Raw genomic sequence first — 17744 nt, forward strand, 5'->3', positions numbered from 1 at the left:
GTGATAGCGGACAGCTTGAATTGCGATGTGTACTTACTCATGAAAACACCCCGGAGGTTGGATAGGGTGTCCAACTTCTGGGGCGCACTTCGGTTCGCACAGGGGAAACGCGGTCCCACCAAGAGCCAGGTCGGCTATAAAGCCGCCTCGGCGTGGACGTTGATCTCGGGCGCCCCGTTAACCACGATGGCCGAACGCAGGCATTGTGGAGTGGGCATCCCGGCATGGATGCCGGGATAGCTGCGCTGGGCCATGGATGGCCCTTCGCGGCGGGCCCATGGAGCAATGCCGGAGTGAGGGCATGCCGAGCCCTAGCGAGGCACCGAGTGGTGGGGCAAAAGCGTTTTGCTTACTTTTGCGCTTCTCAAAAGTGAGCCGCTGTAAGAGCGGAACCATAAGTAGCCGTTACAAAAAAAACGGATATACACACAAAAACAAGAAACCCCACCCATAAAAAAAACCCGCATCTCTGCGGGTTTTCTCACAGCGCTAAATCATCAATTAACCTTAGCGTTCAACTCACCCTTCAAATACCGCTGATACATAGCTTCCAAAGAAATAGGCTTGATCTTCGAAGCATTACCCGCCGTACCAAACGCCTCATAACGGGCAATGCACACATCACGCATCGCCGTCACGGTCGCACCGAAGAACTTACGCGGGTCAAACTCGCTCGGGTTGGTCGCCATCAAGCGACGCATCGCACCGGTCGAAGCCAAACGCAGATCAGTGTCAATGTTGACCTTGCGCACACCGTACTTGATGCCCTCGACGATTTCTTCAACCGGCACGCCGTAGGTTTCCTTGATGTCGCCACCGTACTGGTTAATGATCGCCAGCCACTCCTGCGGCACCGAGGACGAGCCGTGCATCACCAGGTGGGTGTTAGGGATGCGCTTGTGGATTTCCTTGATGCGGTCGATCGCCAGCACGTCGCCGGTAGGTGGCTTGGTGAACTTGTAGGCGCCGTGGCTGGTGCCGATGGCGATGGCCAGGGCGTCGACCTGGGTTTTCTTGACGAAATCCGCGGCTTCTTCCGGGTCGGTCAGCATCTGGCTGTGATCCAGAACGCCTTCGGCGCCGATGCCGTCTTCTTCACCGGCCATGCCGGTTTCCAGAGAGCCCAGGCAACCCAGCTCGCCTTCCACCGAGACGCCGCAGGCGTGGGCCATGGCGACGGTCTGCTGGGTCACGCGCACGTTGTATTCGTAATCGGTCGGGGTCTTGCCGTCTTCGCCCAGGGAACCGTCCATCATCACCGAGCTGAAGCCCAGTTGGATGGAGCGCTGGCAGACGTCAGGGCTGGTGCCGTGGTCTTGGTGCATGCACACCGGGATGTGCGGGAATTCTTCGATCGCCGCCAGGATCAGGTGACGCAGGAACGGCGCGCCGGCGTATTTGCGGGCACCGGCCGAAGCCTGGACGATCACCGGGGAGTCAGTCTTGTCAGCGGCTTCCATGATGGCGCGCATCTGCTCAAGGTTGTTGACGTTAAAGGCTGGGACGCCGTAGCCGAACTCGGCTGCGTGGTCCAGCATCTGACGCATGCTGATAAGTGCCATTGTGTGTGTCTCTCCCGGTCGAGGGTCGTTAATCGTGCCAGCCTGCCGGAGCGGCGGCGGCTATTCAAGTCATTGCCGGTCGGGCTGGCCCGGCCTGCGTGTTCGGTGTTGCAAAAATCGTAGCGCTTGCACGGGGCCTTGGAATCAGTTCAATCAGCCTTGCAGCCACGCCCAATCAAGTCATTGGTAGCGACCCAATATGCCAGGCCTTCCTCGCCTTTTACGTGAAACGCCAGCATGTCATCACTGTACAGCGAACCTTCAGCGCCCGGTTCCAGCTTGAGGTGATAGACCTTCTCGGCGCCTCCCAGGCGTACGTCGACTTCCTTGTGAGCGGCATCGGTATAACGCCAGAGCACCTTGGCCTCGCTGTCACACGTCCAGCTCGTCCAGCCCCCTACGGCAGGCTCGGACGACTGCAAAAAACCCAGTTGCGAGCAACCGGCCAACAACGCCAATGCCACAACGGCGATAAAGCCTTTCATCCGTGTTCCTCGGCTGACGGCCCGCGCCGCCCGCCCTGAGTTAAAGAGTCTGACCCGTCAAGGGCAACCATGTTCCTTGACCGGCGCTTGCGTCTCGTATTTATCCAGGCCGTCCGGGCCGGATCGCTTGTTCAGCACCGGGTTGGTCTCGGCCTGCCAGTCAGCCTGGTAGCAGCCTTCCTCGGGCGTTGGCGCCGCAGTATCGGGCGTCGTGGCTTTCGGGCTGCTCGAGCAGGCCGCCAGCAATGTCGCGGCCAGCAGCGTCATGAACGTCTTGACCATCGGAACACTCCTTTGCCTGGTCAACGTTGCCTCAGGCCTTGGCCCGGCTTTCCAGGACTTCCACGGCCGGCAGCACTTTGCCTTCGACGAATTCGAGGAACGCGCCGCCACCGGTAGAAATGTAGGAGATCTGCTCGGCCACGCCATATTTATCGATGGCCGCCAGGGTGTCGCCACCGCCAGCGATTGAAAACGCGGCGCTTTCAGCGATGGCCTGGGCCAACACCTTGGTGCCGTTGCCGAACTGGTCGAACTCGAACACACCGACCGGACCGTTCCACAGGATAGTCTTGGAAGATTTCAGCAGTTCGGCAAAGTTGGCGGCGGTTTGTGGGCCGATGTCGAGGATCATGTCGTCCTCGGCCACGTCAGCGATTAGCTTGACCGTGGCGGTGGCGCTCTCGGCGAACTCCTTGGCAACGACCACGTCCACTGGCAGCGGCACGCTGACTTTGCCGGCAATTTCACGGGCGGTATCCAACAGATCCGGCTCGTACAGCGACTTGCCGACTGGGTGACCGGCTGCGGCGAGGAAGGTGTTGGCGATGCCGCCGCCGACGATCAGCTGATTGCAGACCTGGCTCAGGCTGTTGAGCACATCCAGCTTGGTGGAAACCTTGGAACCGGCAACGATAGCGGCCATCGGTTGGGCCGGAGAGCCCAGGGCCTTGCCCAACGCATCCAGTTCGGCTGCCAGCAGCGGGCCGGCAGCGGCGATTTTGGCGAATTTCGCCACGCCGTGGGTCGAGCCCTCGGCACGGTGAGCCGTGCCGAACGCGTCCATTACGAACACGTCGCACAGGGCGGCGTATTGCTGGGCCAGTTCATCGGCGTTCTTTTTCTCGCCCTTGTTGAAGCGCACGTTTTCGAACAGCACGACGTCGCCGGCCTTGACGTCGACGCCGCCCAGGTAATCGGCCACCAGCGGCACTTCGCGGCCCAAGGCCTTGCTCAGGTAATCGGCGACAGGCTTGAGGCTGTTTTCGGCTGAGAACTCGCCCTCGGTCGGACGGCCCAGGTGGGAGCAAACCATCACGGCCGCGCCTTTTTCCAGGGCCAGCTTGATGGTCGGCAGCGAGGCCAGGATACGCGCGTCGCTGGTGACAACACCGTCCTTGACGGGGACGTTGAGGTCTTCGCGGATCAGTACGCGCTTACCTTGCAGATCGAGGTCGGACATCTTCAACACGGTCATGGGTCGCAATTCCTGGGTAACTGTTTAGAGAGCAGGTTTATTGGAAGCGGTTTGCAGGTAATGCTCGGCAACGTCCAGCATTCGATTGGCAAAACCCCATTCGTTATCGAACCAGGCCAGGATGTTCACAAGCCGGGGCCCGGAAACGCGGGTCTGGCTGGCATCGACAATGGCCGAATGTGGGTCGTGGTTGAAATCACAACTGGCGTGAGGCAATTCGGTGTAGGCCAGAAGGCCTTTGAGCGGGCCGCTGGTGGCGGCTTCGCGCAGGATCCGGTTGACCTCGGTGGCGTCGGTATCGCTCACGGTCTGCATCGTAATGTCGAGGCAGGACACGTTGACCGTCGGCACCCGCACGGCTTTGGCCTGAATTCGCCCGGCAAGTTCCGGCAACAGCCGTTCGATGCCACGCGCCAGACCAGTGGACACCGGAATCACCGATTGAAAGGCCGAACGGGTCCGGCGCAAGTCCTCGTGATGATAGGCGTCGATCACCGGCTGGTCGTTCATCGCCGAATGGATCGTGGTGATCGACACGTATTCCAGACCAATGGCCTGATCCAGCAGACGCAACAGCGGCACGCCGCAGTTGGTGGTGCAGGACGCGTTGGACACCAGCAGCTCCTCGCCGGTCAGGCAATCCTGGTTCACCCCGTAGACGATGGTGGCGTCGACATCCGCCTCGCTGGCCATCGGCTGGGAGAACAGCACCCGTGGCGCACCCGCAGCAATGAAGCGCTGGCCATCGTCGCGGGTGTTGTAGGCACCGGAGCATTCAAGCACCAGATCAACGCCCAGGGACGCCCAATCAATGCCTTCGGGGGTGGCGCTGCGCAGGACCTTCACGCAATCGCCATTAATATGCAGACAATCGCCCTCGACCCGCACTTCGCCGGGGAACCGGCCGTGGGTGGAGTCAAAGCGTGTCAGGTATTCGATGCTGGCCATGTCAGCCAGATCATTGATCGCCACGATTTCGAAACCGGCCGAGGCCCCTCGCTCGAACAACGCACGCAAGACGCAACGACCAATGCGGCCGTAGCCGTTGAGTGCAACTTTGTAGGGACGCGGTTGGGGCATGGGGCTCTCTGATCGGGTTGAACCATTGAGGCAGCGTCGTCTGGGCCAGCGCTATCGCTGAAAAGCCCGCTCCCACAAGACCGGTAAAAACCGTGTGGGAGCGAGCTTGCTCACAATAGCGTCAGAACAGACAACCTGTTTGCGGATCAGTCTTCCAGCAGTTCTTCAGCCTGACCCAGGATATTTTCCAGGGTGAAGCCGAATTCCTCGAACAGCGCTGGCGCAGGGGCCGATTCGCCGTAGGTGGTCATGCCGATGACGCGGCCTTCCAGGCCCACATACTTGTACCAGTAATCGGCATGGGCGGCTTCAATGGCAATCCGCGCGCTGACTTGCAGCGGCAGCACGGCCTGCTTGTAGCCGGCATCCTGGGCATCGAACACACTGGTGCACGGCATGGACACGACGCGCACGTTGCGGCCCTGCGCGGTCAGCTTGTCAAACGCCTGAACGGCCAGGCCCACTTCCGAACCGGTGGCGATCAGAATCAGCTCAGGCTCGCCGATGCAGTCCTTGAGCACGTAGCCGCCACGGCTGATGTCGCTGATCTGGCCAGCATCGCGTTCCTGATGCTGCAGGTTCTGACGCGAGAAGATCAGCGCCGACGGACCGTCGTTACGCTCGATGGCATGTTTCCAGGCCACGGCCGATTCCACGGCGTCGCATGGGCGCCAGGTGTCCAGGTTCGGCGTACAGCGCAGGCTCGCCAGTTGCTCGATCGGCTGATGCGTCGGGCCGTCTTCGCCCAGGCCGATGGAATCGTGGGTGAACACGTACAGAATGCGTTTTTTCATCAGCGCCGACATGCGCACGGCGTTGCGGGCGTATTCCATGAACATCAGGAAGGTCGCGCCGTAAGGCACCAGGCCGCCGTGCAGGGCAACGCCGTTCATGATCGCGCTCATGCCGAACTCGCGAACGCCGTAGTACATGTAGTTGCCGCTGGCGTCCTCGGCGCTGACGCCTTTGCAGCCTTTCCACAGCGTCAGGTTGGAACCGGCCAGGTCGGCCGAGCCGCCGAGCAGTTCCGGCAACAGCGGGCCAAAGGCGTTCAGGGTGTTCTGGCTGGCCTTGCGACTGGCGATGGTCTCGCCCTTGGCCGCGACTTCAGCGATATAGGCAGAAGCCTTCTCGGCGAAATCGGCCGGCAGCTCGCCGCTGAGACGACGCACCAGCTCGTTGGCCAGCTCAGGGAATTCGGCGGAATAGGCCGCGAAACGCTGGTCCCACTCGGCTTCGGCCGCGCGGCCTTTTTCCTTGGCGTCCCATTCGGCATAGATGTCGGCCGGAATTTCGAACGGACCGTGCTCCCACTTCAACGCGGCGCGGGTCAGGGCGATTTCCTCGGCACCCAGTGGCGCGCCGTGGCAATCTTCCTTGCCTTGCTTGTTCGGCGAGCCGAAACCGATGGTGGTCTTGCAGCAGATCAGGGTCGGCTGGGTGCTCTTGCGAGCGGTCTCGATGGCAATCTTGATTTCTTCAGGGTCGTGACCGTCGACGTTGCGGATCACCAGCCAGTTGTAGGCCTCGAAACGCTTCGGGGTGTCGTCGGTGAACCAGCCTTCGACTTCGCCGTCGATGGAAATGCCGTTGTCATCATAGAACGCGATCAGCTTGTCCAGGCCCAGGGTGCCGGCCAGAGAGGCGACTTCATGGGAAATGCCTTCCATCATGCAGCCATCACCCAGGAACACGTAGGTGTGGTGATCGACTACGTTGTGACCTGGACGATTGAACTGCGCGGCCAGGACTTTTTCCGCCAAGGCAAAACCCACGGCATTGGCCAGGCCCTGGCCCAATGGACCGGTGGTGGTCTCCACGCCCGGGGTATAGCCATATTCCGGGTGGCCCGGGGTGCGGCTATGCAGCTGGCGGAAGTTCTTCAGGTCATCGATCGACAGGTCGTAGCCGGTCAGGTGCAGCAGCGAGTAGATCAACATCGAGCCGTGGCCGTTGGACAGCACGAAGCGGTCACGGTCAGCAAACGCTGGGTTGCTCGGGCTGTGCTTGAGGTAGTCGCGCCATAGCACCTCGGCGATATCCGCCATACCCATGGGGGCACCGGGATGGCCGCTGTTGGCCTTTTGCACGGCATCCATGCTAAGGGCACGAATGGCATTGGCACGCTCACGACGGCTGGGCATCGCTGATCTCCTGGGTTTTGAATAACGAAACTGAAAAAAGGCGAGCATTTTCCCTCACCCACCCGCCTTGGGCAATCAGATAGTCGTCCAAAGGCGATATTTGCGGCGGATAACGTCGCATTAGCTGGGTGAAACCTTTCCGCTGATGGTGGGTAGAGTCACGCCTCCTTCGGGAAGTGCCATTTATCGAGCAATATCAAAACTTTTTGATATTGCCCTTGCGATGGGCCAGACCGGTCACTAGACTGCCGTCCATGAATTTACGCGTGCCTTCCATTCGCCATGACGATTGCGATGAGCTGGCGGCCCTTTGCAAGGCCGGCGGCGATCCGTTGCGGCTCAATGTATTGCGCGCCCTGGCCAACGACTCATTCGGCGTGCTGGAACTGGCGCAGATCTTTGGTATCGGCCAATCCGGCATGAGCCATCACCTTAAAGTGCTGGCCCAGGCTGACCTGGTGGCGACCCGCCGTGAAGGCAATGCGATTTTTTATCGCCGCGCCCTGCCCCATACCGACCTTCTGGGCGGCAAGCTGCACGCCGCGCTGCTGGAGGAAGTGGATGAGCTGGATCTGCCGATCGACGTGCAGGCGCGCATCGCCCAGGTACACGGGCAACGGGCTGCAGCCAGCCAGGATTTCTTCGCACGGGTGGCAGAGAAATTTCGCGCCCAGCAGGATTTGATCGCAGGACTGCCGCAGTACCGTGACAGCGTTGTGGCGCTGCTGGACAAATTGAGCTTCGAGCCGGCTGCCACGGCCATTGAAGTCGGCCCCGGCGACGGTGCTTTCCTTCCGGAACTGGCGCGGCGCTTCGGCCAGGTGACGGCGCTGGACAACAGCCCGGCCATGCTGGAGCTGGCCCGCCAGGTGTGCGAGCGTGAGGCGCTGGCTAACGTCAGCCTGCAACTGGCCGACGCCCTTAACAGCGTGAACCTGCGGGCCGACTGCGTTGTATTGAATATGGTGCTTCATCATTTTGCCGCGCCGGCCGATGCGCTCAAGCACATGGCCAACCTGTTGCAACCGGGCGGTAGCCTGTTGGTGACAGAGTTATGCAGCCACAACCAGAGTTGGGCCAAGGAGGCCTGCGGTGATCTATGGTTGGGGTTTGAACAGGACGATCTGGCCCGTTGGGCCACCGCTGCGGGCCTCGTGCCCGGGGAAAGCCTCTATGTAGGCTTACGTAATGGTTTCCAGATTCAGGTCCGCCATTTTCAGCGACCGGCTGGCGACACTCACCATCGGTAACTTGTAGGAAAACATCGAGATGAGCGAATACTCCCTTTTCACCTCCGAGTCCGTGTCTGAAGGGCATCCGGACAAAATCGCCGACCAGATTTCTGATGCGGTGCTGGACGCCATCATTGCTGAAGACAAGTTCGCCCGCGTGGCGTGCGAGACTCTGGTGAAAACGGGCGTGGCGATCATCGCCGGCGAAGTCACCACCTCGGCCTGGGTCGACTTGGAACAGATCGTTCGCGATGTGATCCTGGGCATCGGCTACAACAGCTCCGACGTCGGCTTCGACGGCGCGACCTGCGGCGTGATGAACATCATCGGCAAGCAGTCCCCCGACATCAACCAGGGCGTTGACCGCGCCAAGCCGGAAGACCAGGGCGCTGGCGACCAGGGCCTGATGTTCGGCTACGCCAGCAACGAAACCGACGTGCTGATGCCAGCGCCGATCACCTTCTCGCACCAGTTGGTCCAGCGTCAGGCTGAAGCCCGTAAATCCGGCCTGCTGCCTTGGCTGCGCCCGGACGCCAAGTCGCAAGTGACCTGCCGTTACGAAGGCGGCAAGGTCGTTGGCATCGACGCCGTCGTGCTGTCGACCCAGCACAACCCGGAAGTGTCCTACAAAGACCTGCGCGAAGGCGTGATGGAACTGATCGTCAAGCACGTACTGCCTGCCGAATTGCTGTCCAAGGACACCCAGTTCCACATTAACCCTACTGGCCAGTTCATCATTGGCGGCCCGGTGGGAGACTGCGGCCTGACCGGTCGCAAGATCATCGTCGACAGCTACGGCGGCATGGCCCGTCACGGTGGCGGCGCGTTCTCCGGCAAGGATCCATCCAAGGTTGACCGTTCGGCGGCCTACGCCGGTCGTTATGTCGCCAAGAACATCGTCGCCGCCGGCCTGGCCGAGCGCTGCGAGATCCAGGTGTCCTACGCCATTGGCGTCGCCCAGCCTACGTCGATCTCGCTGAACACCTTCGGTACCGGCAAGATTGGCGATGACAAGATCATCAACCTGGTCCGCGAAGTGTTCGACCTGCGTCCATACGCGATCACCACCATGCTCGACCTGCTGCACCCGATGTACCAGGAGACCGCAGCCTACGGCCACTTCGGCCGCACGCCGCAGACCAAGACCGTGGGTGACGACACGTTCACCACGTTCACCTGGGAAAAGACCGACCGCGCTGACGCCCTGCGCGCCGCTGCCGGCCTGTAATACCCGATGAAATGAAAAAGCCCCTGGCGATGTAGTCGCCAGGGGCTTTTTTGTATCCGCTGTTCAGGCCCGCCGCGCCACCAGCAAGAACGAAGCCGCGCTCGCCAACAACCCCGCGCACATCCGATTGAACAGCCGCTTGCCACTCGGCCGGGCAAACAGTCGTCGCGCATAAATACCCATGTAGCAATACAAGCCGATGGCAACGCATTCCAACGCCAGGAAGAGCCCGCCGAGCACCGCGAATTGCTGGGTGACGGTGCCGGAGCGGTCAACGAACTGCGGCAGGAACGCGGTAAACAGCAGGATCGCTTTCGGATTGCCAATCGCCACCAGGAATTCCTGACGCGCCAGACTGGCCATGCTCGTGGAGGTCATCGCCGCCTCGCTGTCGGTTTCAGGCTGAGCCCGCCACAACTGCACGGCGAGAAAGAACAGATAACCGGCACCAACGAGCTTGATCCCCAGGAATAACAACTCGGAAGTGTGCAGGACGGCGGTCAGCCCTACTGCCGCCAAGGCAATCATGATCGCAAACGCCAGCAACCGGCCGGCACCGCCACTGCACGCCCGGACGAAGCCATAGCGCGAAGCGTTACTGATGGACAGGAGATTGTTAGGCCCCGGCGCCATGTTCAACGCAAAGCAGGCTGGGATGAAAACAGCGAGGGTCGTCAGGTCCATCGGGGCGCTCCTGGCAGCGACGAGTCGAAGGCCCATTCTGCGCCGGTCGTCGAGGGGTTCAAGGGACAGTTGCGCGACGAATTCATACCTCAACTGTACCGCCGCGACTTCGCCATCAGGCTCCGCAAAATCCGGTAACGCTCCAAGTCTCGCGACTTCCCAGGCAATGACTAGCCTTCAGGTACTCAACCAAGCAAGGATGCTTCGATGCCAGCGCTTTTTCATGTACTTGCCTGCCTGCTATTCGTCACTGTCCCTGCAGTCGCCGCGCCCTGCCCCGACTGGCCCGCCGAGCGCGCCCGAGCAGAAATCGCCGCGCTGCAACAGCAGATAGACACTTGGGACGACAGTTATCACCGCCTCGGCCGATCCCTGGTGGCCGACGAACTTTATGACCAGTCCCTCGAACAGCTGGACCAATGGCGCACTTGCCTGAACCTCGCCGCGCCCACGAATCCGCTGCGCTCAGCGGGCGGAAAGGTGGCGCACCCGATCGTTCACACCGGCCTGGAAAAACTCAAGGACGCCGACACGGTGGGAGCCTGGCTACGCCACCGAGAAGATGTCTGGATCCAGCCGAAAGTCGATGGCGTGGCAGTGACTCTCGTCTATCGGGAAGGGCGCCTGCAGCAGGCGATCAGCCGTGGCGACGGCAAACACGGGCATGACTGGACCACGAATGCGCGCAAGATCGACGCCATTCCGCAGCAACTGAGCCAGCCTTTGAGCGTGGTCGTCCAAGGCGAGTTGTATCGGCGCCTGGACGATCACGTCCAAGCCGTCAGGGGCAGCTTGAACGCCCGGGGGACCGTGGCGGGCCTGATGGCGCGCGGCAACCTGACGACGCACGATACGCAATATATCGGTCTGTTCGCCTGGGACTGGCCAGAAGGGCCGGACACCTTGCCCGAGCGGATGACCGCGCTGAATGAGCTGGGCTTCGCTGACACCCTGGACTACAACCAGCCCGTCCGGCACCTGGCCGATGCCGAGCACTGGCGCAACCACTGGTATCGCACGCCGCTGCCCTTCGCCACTGATGGAATCGTCCTGCGCCAGAGCCGCCGTCCATCCGCCGACCGCTGGCAGGCCAAGGCGCCTTTCTGGAGCGTGGCCTGGAAATACCCGTATGCCCAAGCCCTTGCCGAAGTTCGCAAAGTAAACTTCAAGGTCGGTCGTACCGGACGCATCACGCCCGTGCTGGAAATTGAACCTACCCTGCTCGACGACCGCAGGATCCGCCGGGTGAGCGTCAGCTCGCTCAAGCACTGGGAGGACATGGACGTACGCCCCGGCGATCGCGTTGCCATCAGCCTGGCCGGCCTGACGATCCCGCGACTCGACGCGGTTGTGCTGCGCAGCCTGGAGCGCCAAGACGTGAGTGCCCCAGCGGCGGCCGATTATCATTTCTTGAGTTGCTGGCAACCGACGCCCGGCTGCGAGAGTCAATTCCTGGCACGCCTGGATTGGCTCAGCGGCAAGCACGGGCTCGCCCTGCGTCATGTCGGCCCGGGCACCTGGGAAAAACTGCTGGCCGCCGGGCGACTCGACGGGTTGCTCGATTGGTTGACCCTCGATGCCGCCGAGCTTGCTACCATTGCCGGCTTCGGCGAACGCAGCAGTACCCAACTGCTTGCCAGCCTAGACAGCGCCCGGCATCGACCGTTTCGCCAGTGGCTCAAGGCCCTCGGCCTGCCGCCTACCGCACAGGCCAGGCTGGACGGACCGTGGCAGGCATTGGCCGAGCGCAGCACCGAACAATGGCAAGCCGAGGCCGGCATCGGGCCGGGACGCGCCGCGCAACTAAGCGCTTTTTTTCGCGACCCGCAGGTGCTGGCCTTGACTGAAACACTACGCACCGCAGGGGTCGATGGCTTCTAATTCAGGCCCCGCGCGGTTGAACCCAAGGGGTAGGCATGCGTCAAACAGCGCATCTGCCCGACCGCCCGCGCGTCTTTATACGGAGTTGCTATGAATTTCCTGCCCCCTGTTGCCCTTCTGGTGTTATGCAGCGCCATGGCTACCTCTTCATTGGCGGATGAGCAAACCCCGGAGCTCACCGGCTGCGCGGCCAAGCGCCAGGGCATCATCAACCAGATCGAGCAGGCCAAGTCCCGAGGCAATCAGGAGCAGCAGGCGGGTCTCGAAACGGCACTGAGCGAAGTCACAACCCACTGCACCGACGCCTCCTTGCGCAAGGAGCGCGAGAACAAAGTGCTCGAGGCCAAGCATGAAGTCAGTCGCCGTCAGGCCGACTTGGAAAAAGCCATGAAGAAGGGCGACGCGGAGAGGATCAACAAGCGCAAGGACAAACTGGCGGCTTCGCGCAAGGAACTGCAGGAAGCGGTGGATGAGTTGGACAAGTAGGCTTCAAGCTTCAAGCTTCAAGCTTGCAGCTTGTAACTTGTGGCTTGCAGCTGCCCCACATCAATAATCCCGAAATTCCTTGTGACAGGCACTGCACGCATCTTCGACCTGTTGCACCGCCGGTCCCAACTGACTGGCTCTGTAGGGCTGGACTTTGCTGGCCACCACCAACTCACCGGTGGCAATCTCAAGGCTACGGGCCAGCTCCTGGAAACGCGCCTGTTTTTGCCAGACCTCGTCCAAGGCGCTGGTGTGGTCCTGCTCGCGTACCGGTGGGAAGTGCTTCCACGGCTCGCGGGACAGTTGATCGAGTTTTACCGCGCCTTCAGCGAAACGTGCGCCGTCAAATGGAATACGTCCGCGCAGCATGCCACCCAACTCTTCGTTGGTCTTGAGCATCTGTTTGAAAATCGCCTTGCGCTGGCCCAGCGGGGAGTTGGGGTCGACGCCACCGCAGGCGGACAACACCAGGCAAGCCAGCACGACCATGGAAAATCGTCTTACAAACATCTTGGCCTCGGAACGGGAAACGGCCGCTAGTATCCTCCGGGTCGCGGGCAAAGACCAATGGCCCTATCAACAATACGGGTTGTCGAGCGCCTGACCGCGCTCAACGACTGCAAAGGAAAATTTCATGAACAGCCGCTTCAAGCCCTGGCAGAAAAGCCTGGCGTTGACCCTACCGCTGATCGCATTACTGGCAGGCTGCAATCGCGGTGAAAAAATCGAAGAGCCTAAGACCCACGCCCTCGCCACTTATGTCAGCGCACCGTGGGAGGCGCTGCCTTCGGTCTCCGACGAAGACTTGCTGGCCGGTTTCGGTTCCTGGCGCAGCGCTTGCACCCGGCTCAAGGCCGACCCGAACTGGGGCCCGACCTGCGCGGCAGCGGCCAATGTGCCGCAGACCGCATCGGCCGTACGCAACTTTATGAAAAAGCACCTGGACGTCTATGGCCTACGCTCGGGCGACAACAGCCCCAACGGCCTGATCACCGGCTACTACGAACCGGTCTATCCCGGCAGCCTCACCCAAACAGCTACCGCGAATATCCCGGTGTACGGCGTGCCGGAGGACATGATCGTCGTTGCACTGGACAGCCTCTATCCCGAACTCAAGGGCAAGCGCCTGCGCGGTCGCCTCGAAGGCCGAGTGCTGAAACCCTACGACGACGCGACTACCATCGAGACCCAAGGGGTGAAGGCGCCAGTTATCGCCTGGCTGACAGACCCGATGAACCTGCAATTCCTGCAGATCCAGGGTTCGGGGCGTATTCGACTCGATGACGGTCGCCAGGTGCGCATCGGCTACGCCGACCAGAACGGCCACCCATATCGGCCCATCGGCCGGTGGCTGGTCGAACAGGGCGAGCTGAAGAAAGAAGACGTGACCATGGGCGCCATCAATGCCTGGGCCAAGGCCCACCCGGAGCGGATTCCGGAGTTGCTGGGGAGCAACCCCAGCTATGTATTCTTCAACCGCAACCCCGACAGCAACGAAGGCCCTCGCGGCTCGCTGAACGTACCGCTCACCGCCGGCTACAGCGTGGCGGTGGATCGCAAGGTAATCCCCCTTGGCAGCCTGTTGTGGCTATCCACGACTCGCCCCGATGGCAGCGCCTTGAATCGCCCCGTCGCGGCCCAGGACACCGGCGGCGCGATTACCGGCGAAGTACGGGCCGACCTGTTCTGGGGCACCGGCGAGGCTGCGGGGCAACTGGCGGGGGACATGAAGCAACAAGGACAAATCTGGATGCTCTGGCCCAAGGGTATGGCTTTGCCGCAAGTGCCGCAGGTGGCGAATGCGATCACTGCCAATCCCTGAGGATTGGAGTCGATGGGCGGGACCTCATCGCGAGCTCATCGCGATGGGAACCGCTCAAACGCTGACCTCTACAAACCTGCTTCAGACCGAAACAAAGAAGAAACTCAGCACCAACCCCACCCCGACGAACCATACCAGCGAACGCAGGATTGCCCAGTCCGCCAGGTAGCAGATGATGTACAGCAGACGACTGGTGATGAACAACACGGCAAGCACGTTGATGGTTACCAGCTCGGCGTTGCCGGCCAGGTGCGCGACGATCACGGCGGCAGCAAAAAACGGGGCGATCTCGAAGCTGTTCAATTGCGCGGCGTAGGCACGCCGGGGTGCGCCTTCGAGCGCGTCGAGGAAATCCCGGGGATCGTGGTTATCCTGCAGCCTGTACCTGCCGCCCGCCTTGGCGATGCCGATACACAGGTAAGGCAGGATAAAAGCAATCAACACACACCACAGGGCTACCGTCATACCGCACTTCCTTTTTGAGTTTTATAGAAAATCGAGCGTGTGGCACCGGTCAGAGTTTCATCACCAGCATGCCAATCAGCACCAGCCCGCAGGCTAAGAGCCGTTGCCGGCCAAAAGGTTCTTTAAGGTAGCGCATGCCAAAGAGCACAACCAGGATTACCCCGATCTCCCGCAGCGCCGCCGCATCGGCGATTGAGCCCAGTTGCATGGCCCACAGCACCGCAGCGGTTTATACTGCTCCCGACCACGCCGCACTCAGTTGCGCATAAGCCAATTCCAATAACTTTGCTGCTGCCCGTTTCGTTCGAATCGGAGCATCGGCATGCGTATGGCTGATCAGAGCGTCAAGACTACAGACAGAGACCCTGCGCATGCCACTCGCCTTGCTTGCTTTGGCCGTTGCCGCTTTCGGCATCGGCACGACTGAATTCGTCATCATGGGCCTGCTGCCCGATGTCGCCCGCGACCTGGGCGTCAGCATTCCCCAGGCCGGGTTGCTGATCACCGGCTACGCCTTGGGCGTGGTGTTCGGCGCGCCGATCCTGGCGATCGGCACCGCCAATATGCCACGCCGGGCAACGCTGCTGAGCATGACGCTGATGTTCATCCTCGGCAACGTGCTCTGCGCCCTGGCGCCGAACTACGTCACGCTGATGGCCGCCCGGGTCATTACCGCGCTGTGTCACGGGGCGTTTTTCGGGATCGGCTCGGTGGTGGCGGCCGGGCTGGTGGCGCCGAACAAACGGGCCCAGGCGATCGCGATGATGTTCACCGGCCTGACGTTGGCGAATGTCCTGGGCGTGCCATTGGGCACCGCGCTGGGCCAATACGCCGGCTGGCGGTCGACGTTCTGGGCGGTATCGGTAATCGGCGTGATCGCAGCCATTGCCCAATGGGTCTGGCTGCCCAAGGAGATTGCGATGGACAAGGCTAACCTCGCCAGCGAGTTCAAGGTCCTGGGCAAGGTCAATGTGCTGCTGGCGCTGGGCATGAGCGTGCTGGCCTCTACCAGCCTGTTCAGCGTGTTCACCTACATCGCGCCGATCCTGCAGGACATCACCGGCGTGAGCCCTCACGGCATCACCGTCATGCTGCTGTTGTTCGGTGTCGGCCTCACGGCGGGCAGTTTTCTTGGTGGGCGGTTGGCCGACCGGCGCCTGCTGCCATCATTGGTAGGCATGGCGCTGGCCGTGGTGCTGGTGTTGGCCGCGTTCAGCCAGACCAGCCAATCGGTGATTCCAGCGGCGATTACCCTGGTGCTGTGGGGCATCTTCGCCTTCGCCCTGTGCCCGATCCTGCAATTGCTGATCATCGACCAGGCCCATGAAGCGCCGAACCTCGGCTCGACGCTGAACCAGAGCGCCTTCAACCTGGGCAACGCCGCCGGCGCCTGGATCGGCGGACTGGTGGTGGCCAGCGGCGCCAACCTGGCCGACCTGCCGTGGACCGGCGCCCTGGTCGGCGGGCTGACCGTATTGACTGCGCTGTACTTTATTTATCGGCAGCGTCGCCTGGGCGCCGCGGCAGGCTTTGCCGACTGAGAGGGGTACTGAGGGGAATGTTGGTCTCGCTGCGCACCTGCGCGTGGCTGATCAGGGCAAAGATGAAGCTGCCGCCGATGATGTTGCCCGCCAGGGTTGGCGCGGCGAACACCATCCAGAAATCCTCCCAGGACAACTGGCCGGCAAACACCAGATAGGAGACCTCGGCCGAGCCGACGACGATGTGGGTGAAATCCCCCAGCGCCATGAGATAAGTGATAAGCACAATGATCCACATCTTGGCGCTTTCCATTGAGGGGATCATCCACACCATGGTGGCGATCATCCAACCGGAAATGATGCCCTTGGCGAACATCTGGCCGGTGTCGTTTTCCATGACCTTACGACCGATTTCCAGAAACGCCTGGTCGGTGCGCTGATCGAAAATCGGCAGGTGCAGCATCACATAGGCCACCAGCAAGGTGCCGCACAGATTGCCCACCAACACCACACCCCATAGCCTGAACAAGCGGCCGAAGTTGCCCAACGTTGGCTTGCTCATGATGGGCAGCACGGCGGTCAGGGTGTTTTCGGTAAATAGCTGCTGGCGCGCGAGGATCACCGCCAGGAAGCCGGCGCAGTAGCCAAGACTGGCAATCACTTTGAAACCTTCGTGGTCCGGCAGCCGCGAGTTGAGCAACCCCATCGCCATGAGCGACAGCCCCATGGTCAAGCCGGCCGCCAGCGCCGACCACCAGAGCGCGGCGACACTGCGTTCCAGCTCCTGATTGCCCTGGGTGCGGATGATTTCATGCAGCACTGCCGCCCGTGGCGGCTGGTTGCGGTCGACCTCGTGCTGTTCCTGTGCCGAGAGGTCAGGGGTCTTGCCGTCTTCGTGAGTGTCCATACAGCTCCTGAACCGGTGGCGTGATGTACCTACGACACGCGGCGTTCGGAGCTGTTCAGTGGTGCCAGGAAATGACCGGCGCCTGTAGCACCGCCGGCCTTATTCGACAGTGTCGCCCTTGAACTGATCCTTGACGTACTTGATCTCCGTCCGACCATGGGGCGCGGGCAAGCCGTCTTCGCCGAGATTGACGAACACCATCTTCTCCACTGTCAGGATGCTCTTGCGGGTGATCTTGTTGCGCACCTCGCACGTCAGGGTGATGGACGTGCGACCGAATTCGGTGGCGGTGATGCCCAGTTCGATAATGTCGCCCTGGCGCGAAGCGCTGACAAAATTGATTTCAGAGATGTACTTGGTGACAACGCGCTGGTTACCCAACTGGACGATGGCGTAGATCGCCGCCTCCTCGTCGATCCAGCGCAACAAGCTGCCGCCGAACAGCGTGCCATTGGGATTGAGGTCTTCGGGCTTGACCCATTTGCGGGTGTGGAAATTCATGATCACTCCTGAACGTCTGGCCGATGAATGCCGGCATCATGGCAGACCGGGCGGGCAGGCTCTACGTCGCCAAGCCTATAACGATCATCGGCAATTTTGATTTGCCGACAGAAACCCTTTGGAAGATCCGATTAGCCCGTTATAATCGCCACCGCTTTGCCGGCCCACGCTTTGGGTCGTTCCCGCCACCTGTCCGAGGGGCGCTGCAGCAGGCTCGACCTGTCAGGCTCGGATGGGGCGTTGTTTGTACGGGGCTCCCGCACAGGCACTAAACGCACAACGGCGCCCATTCGCATACATTACGAATGG

The 17744-nt window shown here is 61.4% G+C and carries 17 protein-coding genes, 1 pseudogene and 1 riboswitch; of the genes and pseudogenes, 6 read left to right on the forward strand and 12 right to left on the reverse strand.

Annotation, left to right across the window (positions count from 1 at the left end):
• Positions 1–497: 497 nt before the first annotated feature.
• The 6 genes from fba to tkt form a co-directional block, all read right to left on the reverse strand.
• Positions 498–1562 carry a class II fructose-bisphosphate aldolase gene (fba, locus tag HU806_RS14325; protein ID WP_003177554.1) on the reverse strand — a complete coding sequence of 355 codons (1065 nt, stop codon included), beginning with the start codon at positions 1560–1562 and terminating at the stop codon, positions 498–500.
• A gap of 149 nt (positions 1563–1711) precedes the next feature.
• Positions 1712–2047 carry an MliC family protein gene (locus HU806_RS14330; RefSeq protein WP_186612010.1) on the reverse strand — a complete coding sequence of 112 codons (336 nt, stop codon included), beginning with the start codon at positions 2045–2047 and terminating at the stop codon, positions 1712–1714.
• A 57-nt stretch (positions 2048–2104) separates the two neighbouring features.
• The gene (locus tag HU806_RS14335; protein ID WP_186612011.1) at positions 2105–2329 is read right to left on the reverse strand and encodes a hypothetical protein; all 225 of its coding nucleotides are present in this window, start codon (positions 2327–2329) and stop codon (positions 2105–2107) included.
• 31 nt (positions 2330–2360) lie between these two features.
• Entirely contained in the window at positions 2361–3524 is a 1164-nt protein-coding gene (locus tag HU806_RS14340; RefSeq protein WP_186612012.1) for a phosphoglycerate kinase, read from the reverse strand.
• Positions 3525–3548: 24 nt separating this feature from the next.
• Complete coding sequence (gene epd / locus HU806_RS14345) at positions 3549–4604, reverse strand: erythrose-4-phosphate dehydrogenase (RefSeq protein ID WP_186612013.1); 1056 nt, start codon at positions 4602–4604, stop codon at positions 3549–3551.
• A gap of 146 nt (positions 4605–4750) precedes the next feature.
• Positions 4751–6748 (reverse strand): transketolase, encoded by a 1998-nt coding sequence (tkt, locus tag HU806_RS14350; protein ID WP_186612014.1) that lies wholly within the window; start codon positions 6746–6748, stop codon positions 4751–4753.
• Positions 6749–7002: 254 nt separating this feature from the next.
• Between tkt and HU806_RS14355 the strand changes: the two genes are divergently transcribed.
• Both HU806_RS14355 and metK read left to right on the forward strand, forming a co-directional pair.
• Complete coding sequence (locus tag HU806_RS14355; RefSeq protein ID WP_186612015.1) at positions 7003–7998, forward strand: ArsR/SmtB family transcription factor; 996 nt, start codon at positions 7003–7005, stop codon at positions 7996–7998.
• Positions 7999–8017: 19 nt separating this feature from the next.
• Positions 8018–9208: a methionine adenosyltransferase gene (gene metK / locus HU806_RS14360; RefSeq protein ID WP_186612016.1), complete on the forward strand. Its 1191-nt coding sequence runs from the start codon at positions 8018–8020 to the stop codon at positions 9206–9208.
• A gap of 63 nt (positions 9209–9271) precedes the next feature.
• Here metK and HU806_RS14365 read toward each other — a convergent pair whose 3' ends face one another.
• Positions 9272–9892 (reverse strand): LysE family translocator, encoded by a 621-nt coding sequence (locus HU806_RS14365; protein WP_186612017.1) that lies wholly within the window; start codon positions 9890–9892, stop codon positions 9272–9274.
• Positions 9893–10099: 207 nt separating this feature from the next.
• On the opposite strand from HU806_RS14365, the gene ligB reads away from it, so the two are divergent.
• Together ligB and HU806_RS14375 are read left to right on the forward strand one after the other, a co-directional pair.
• On the forward strand, positions 10100–11773 hold the full coding sequence (gene ligB / locus HU806_RS14370; protein ID WP_186612018.1) for an NAD-dependent DNA ligase LigB: 1674 nt from the start codon (positions 10100–10102) through the stop codon (positions 11771–11773).
• Between the two features lie 90 nt (positions 11774–11863).
• Positions 11864–12259, forward strand: a complete 396-nt coding sequence (locus HU806_RS14375; protein ID WP_186612019.1) for a DUF1090 domain-containing protein — start codon at positions 11864–11866, stop codon at positions 12257–12259.
• Between the two features lie 60 nt (positions 12260–12319).
• Here HU806_RS14375 and HU806_RS14380 read toward each other — a convergent pair whose 3' ends face one another.
• Positions 12320–12769 (reverse strand): c-type cytochrome, encoded by a 450-nt coding sequence (locus HU806_RS14380; RefSeq protein ID WP_186612020.1) that lies wholly within the window; start codon positions 12767–12769, stop codon positions 12320–12322.
• A 124-nt stretch (positions 12770–12893) separates the two neighbouring features.
• On the opposite strand from HU806_RS14380, the gene mltA reads away from it, so the two are divergent.
• A complete protein-coding gene (mltA, locus tag HU806_RS14385) occupies positions 12894–14081 on the forward strand; it encodes a murein transglycosylase A (protein WP_186612021.1) in 1188 nt (395 codons plus the stop codon).
• 81 nt (positions 14082–14162) lie between these two features.
• On the opposite strand, the gene HU806_RS14390 is transcribed toward mltA, so the two are convergent.
• Both HU806_RS14390 and HU806_RS14395 read right to left on the reverse strand, forming a co-directional pair.
• The gene (locus HU806_RS14390) at positions 14163–14546 is read right to left on the reverse strand and encodes an MAPEG family protein (RefSeq protein WP_186612022.1); all 384 of its coding nucleotides are present in this window, start codon (positions 14544–14546) and stop codon (positions 14163–14165) included.
• 49 nt (positions 14547–14595) lie between these two features.
• Positions 14596–14766 (reverse strand): annotated as a pseudogene (locus HU806_RS14395) (EamA family transporter); the annotation flags it as partial.
• 151 nt (positions 14767–14917) lie between these two features.
• Between HU806_RS14395 and HU806_RS14400 the strand changes: the two are divergent.
• Positions 14918–16087 carry an MFS transporter gene (locus HU806_RS14400; protein WP_186612023.1) on the forward strand — a complete coding sequence of 390 codons (1170 nt, stop codon included), beginning with the start codon at positions 14918–14920 and terminating at the stop codon, positions 16085–16087.
• Here HU806_RS14400 and HU806_RS14405 read toward each other — a convergent pair.
• Entirely contained in the window at positions 16038–16934 is an 897-nt protein-coding gene (locus tag HU806_RS14405; protein ID WP_186612024.1) for a formate/nitrite transporter family protein, read from the reverse strand. The genes HU806_RS14400 and HU806_RS14405 overlap by 50 nt on opposite strands.
• Before the next feature lie 99 nt (positions 16935–17033).
• Complete coding sequence (locus HU806_RS14410; RefSeq protein WP_186612025.1) at positions 17034–17435, reverse strand: acyl-CoA thioesterase; 402 nt, start codon at positions 17433–17435, stop codon at positions 17034–17036.
• A gap of 189 nt (positions 17436–17624) precedes the next feature.
• A riboswitch (S-adenosyl-L-homocysteine riboswitch) is annotated at positions 17625–17730 on the forward strand.
• Positions 17731–17744 lie beyond the last annotated feature (14 nt).

This window comes from Pseudomonas sp. SWRI154 (assembly GCF_014268645.1).
GTDB lineage: Bacteria > Pseudomonadota > Gammaproteobacteria > Pseudomonadales > Pseudomonadaceae > Aquipseudomonas > Aquipseudomonas marvdashtae.